Below are 2,049 nucleotides of genomic sequence, written 5' to 3'. Positions count from 1 at the left end.
GCTCCGGCCCACCACCCCGTCACCCCCCGGCCAGAGCGCCGCGCACGGCCGAGGCGACCTCCTCGACGGCCGGCGGGAACAGCACCGAGTAGTGGTTGGTGCCGTCGATCCGGCGGGCCGGCATCCGCACCGGGTCCAGGGCCGCCGCGGCGACCCGCTCCGCGTCGTACAGCGCCCGCGGCTCGTCGAGCAACCCCCGCTCCGCCCACAGCAGTTCGCCCCGCACGCGCGGCTGGTGCACGGCGGCCAGCGTCTCCGCGTCACCGAGCACGTCCGCGCCGTCCGCGCGCACCGCGTCCAGCACACAGCTGCTGCGCAGCTCCGGCGCCCGGCCCGTCAGGTCCCGCGTCACATAGCCGGTCACGTGCGGACCCCAGTGCGGGCCGAGCGCCGGGTGGGCGCGGAAGAACGCCAGATAGTCCTCCGTACTGGCGAACGTCATCGACAGCCGGTCCATCGCCGGGCCGATCACCGCTGTGAGCAGCGCGTCGATGTCGGTGCCCGCGGGCGGCGGGAAGCCCAGCCCGCCGTCGACCAGAACCACGCGCGGGAAGCGGTCCGGGTGCCGTGCGGCGGCCAGCGCGGCGACGAACGCTCCCATCGAGTGGCCCACCAGCACCACGTGCGCGAGCCCCACATGGTCCAGCAGCGCCACGACGTCCTCGACGTGCGCGCCCAGCCCGTACGGTCCCGGCAGCTCCGCGCTCCCGGCCCGGCCCCGCAGGTCGGGGGCGTACAGGTCGACGCCGGGCAGGGCGTCGGCCAGGGCGGCGAAGGCGAGCGAGTTGGCAGTGATGCCGTGCAGGGCGACGACGGGCGGCCCGTCGCCCGGCCAGTGGGTGACGGCGAGCCGGCCGCCCCGCACGGGGGCGGTGAGCTCCCGCGTGAGGGAGGACCCGGACGTGGTCATGTGTGTCTCCTTCGGCCGAGGGCGGTGATGCCGCCGGGGGCCAGATAGACGGCCAGGACGAAGAGACCGCCCAGGATCAGCATCGGTTCCACCCCCAGGTCCCAGCCGCCGAGCCGCTGGTCGAGGTAGGTGAACAGCACCCCGCCCACGACCGGACCCCAGCGGGTGCCGCTGCCGCCGAGCACCACCATCACCAGCAGGGTGAGCGTGAACTCGGGCGTCGAGGTGTGCGGGGTGGCGCCCGCGGTGACCAGCAGGTGCAGCACCCCGCCGAGCACGGCCAGGGACGAGGCCAGCACGAACGCGCCGAGCTTGTGCGCGAACGGGCTGCGTCCGAGGACGGCCACCCGCTGCTCGTTGTCCCGGATCGCCTGCCAGACCCGGCCGGCCGGGCGCGCGGTCACCGTCCACACCACGGCGGCCACCAGGACCAGGTAGGCGAGCGCCAGCCAGTACACGTTCACCGTGTTCCCCACCCCGACCAGGGCGTCCGGCACACCCTCGACGTACAGCGGCAGGCCCTCCTCGCCGCCGGTGAGGCCGCCCGGGTTGCGTTCCACGTAGATGGAGCCGGCCTGCGCGAAGGCCAGGGTGACCATCGCGAACCCCACGCTGCCGAGGGCGAGGGTGCGCAGCGACACGGCGCCCAGGACGAGCGCGGCCAGCGCCCCGAGCACCAGGGTGAGCAGCGCGGCGGGCCCCAGACCCAGGCCCAGTTCGGTCATCGCGAGCTGGGTGCCGTAGCTGCCGCCGGCGATGTAGAGGGCGTGTCCGAAGGACAGCAGCCCGGTGCGGCCGAACATCAGGTCGTAGCCGAGCGCGAGCGCGCCGAAGACCAGGCACAGCGCGAACAGCTGCAGCGAGCCCGGGGAGTTGACCGGCCCGTCGAGCAGCACCGGGACGTCCAGCGCCGAGTACGGCAGCAGGGCGAGGACCAGCAGCACCGCCACCGGGACGGTCGCCGGACGCAGCCGGCGCAGCAGCCCCTCCTTCGTGCCCGGCGCGTCCTGGGCGGCCGGCGCGGGGGCGGCGGGGGTGGCCCGCGGGGTGCGGGTGGCGGTCATGCCGTGCCTCCTGCGGATCGGGTACGGAGTGCGGTGAGCGCGCGGCGCAGCCGCTCCGGCGGCGAACCGGCCCCT

The 2,049-nt window shown here is 75.4% G+C and carries 2 protein-coding genes; both read right to left on the bottom strand.

The annotated features are described in order from the left end of the window. Positions 1–19: 19 nt before the first annotated feature. A complete protein-coding gene (locus CCN29_RS33965) occupies positions 20–910 on the bottom strand; it encodes an alpha/beta fold hydrolase (protein WP_086686309.1) in 891 nt (296 codons plus the stop codon). Further along, on the bottom strand, positions 907–1,974 hold the full coding sequence (locus tag CCN29_RS33960) for a branched-chain amino acid ABC transporter permease (protein ID WP_086686307.1): 1,068 nt from the start codon (positions 1,972–1,974) through the stop codon (positions 907–909). Before CCN29_RS33960 ends, CCN29_RS33965 begins: the two co-directional genes overlap by 4 nt. Positions 1,975–2,049: the final 75 nt, after the last annotated feature.

It is taken from the genome of Streptomyces pseudogriseolus (assembly GCA_002154585.1).
Classification (GTDB): domain Bacteria; phylum Actinomycetota; class Actinomycetes; order Streptomycetales; family Streptomycetaceae; genus Streptomyces; species Streptomyces pseudogriseolus.
This window is presented reverse-complemented; position numbering and strand designations above follow the sequence as displayed.